The sequence below is a fragment of the Mesorhizobium shangrilense genome (genome assembly GCF_040537815.1).
In the GTDB taxonomy this organism is placed as follows: Bacteria; Pseudomonadota; Alphaproteobacteria; order Rhizobiales; family Rhizobiaceae; genus Mesorhizobium; species Mesorhizobium shangrilense.
In genome coordinates this window covers 1-1403 of sequence record NZ_JBEWSZ010000039.1, presented here as the reverse complement: position 1 = coordinate 1403, position 1403 = coordinate 1, and the positions used below count along the sequence as shown (strand labels likewise).

Annotated in this window: 2 protein-coding genes; both read left to right on the top strand. The window is 62.7% G+C overall.

Annotation, left to right across the window (positions count from 1 at the left end):
- A partial coding sequence (locus tag ABVQ20_RS40395; protein WP_494337960.1) for a biotin synthase BioB occupies positions 1-409 on the top strand: 409 nt, incomplete at its 5' end.
- Positions 406-1403: 8-amino-7-oxononanoate synthase (locus tag ABVQ20_RS40390; RefSeq protein ID WP_354465423.1), on the top strand; the 998-nt coding region annotated here is incomplete at its 3' end. The genes ABVQ20_RS40395 and ABVQ20_RS40390, both read left to right, overlap by 4 nt.

Here is a 1403-nt window from a genome sequence, read left to right as displayed (position 1 = left end):
CGGCATCAAGGTCTGCTGCGGCGGCATTGTCGGCATGGGCGAAGAGCCGGCGGACCGGATCGACATGCTGGTCACCTTGGCCAACCTGCCGGAGCATCCGGAAAGCGTTCCGATCAACATGCTGATCCCGTTTGCCGGCACCCCGCTTGCCGAAGCCAGGCCGATCGAGCCGATCGAATTCGTGCGCGTGATCGCGCTGGCACGCATCATGATGCCGAAATCATATATCCGCCTTTCCGCCGGCCGTATTGCCATGACCGACGAAATGCAGGCGCTGTGTTTTTTTGCAGGCGCCAATTCCATTTTCGTCGGCGACACGCTGCTGACGGCGGACAATCCTGGCGAGGACAAGGATACCCTTCTGTTCCGGCGCCTCGGCATCGAGCGCATGGAACTTGAAACACAATGAGCTGCACAACGCCACTCGCACGCTATGACGCGACCTTGCGCGGACTGAGGCGCAACGACCGGCTGAGAACGCTGTCGCCGCGCGCCGGACTCGACTTCTCGTCGAACGACTATCTCGGGCTTGCCAGATCCCAGAGGCTAGCCAATGCCATCACCGCTGCGCTCGCTCGTGGCACGCCAGTCGGAGCAAGCGGCTCGCGACTGCTCCGAGGCAATGCGCCCGAACATGAGGAGCTTGAGGCAAAGGCAGCGGCGTTCTTCGGTGCAGAGCGTGCCTTGTTTTTCGGCGGCGGTTACATCGCCAATTTCGCCCTTCTCACAACACTGCCACAGAAAGGCGATCTGCTCGTCCTCGACGAACTTGTGCATGCCAGCGCTCATGAAGGCGCCCGTGCCGGCCGGGCACAAATTGCCGTCGCGGCTCACAATGATACGGACGCTTTTGCAAACGTCATCCAGGAGTGGCGCGAATCCGGCGGTATTGGACATGTCTGGATCGCGGTCGAAAGCTTGTACAGCATGGATGGCGACCGCGCACCGCTCAAAGACCTCATGGCGTTGGCCGATCGCCATGACGGGTTCTTGCTCATCGACGAGGCGCATGCCACGGGCGTCTACGGGCCGGACGGCCGAGGCCTCGCCACCGCGTTCGAGGGACGCGAGAATGTGGTGACGCTGCATACATGCGGCAAGGCACTTGGTGCGTCCGGCGCGCTCGTCACCGCGCCAAGGTCGCTTTGCGACTTCCTGGTCAATCGCTGCCGGCCATTCATCTATGCAACCGCCCCATCGCCGCTAATGGCCGTCGCGGCCCAGGAAGCGCTCGCAATCCTGCAGGAAGAGCCCGATCGCCGCGATCGTCTGGCCGACATGGTGAGCTTTACTGCCTACGAACTCATGAAACGCTGCGGCGTTGCGGCCAGCGGTTCGCAAATTCTCCCGGTCATCGTCGGCCACAACGGCCGTTGCATGGCGGTGGCGGCGGCACTCCAGGC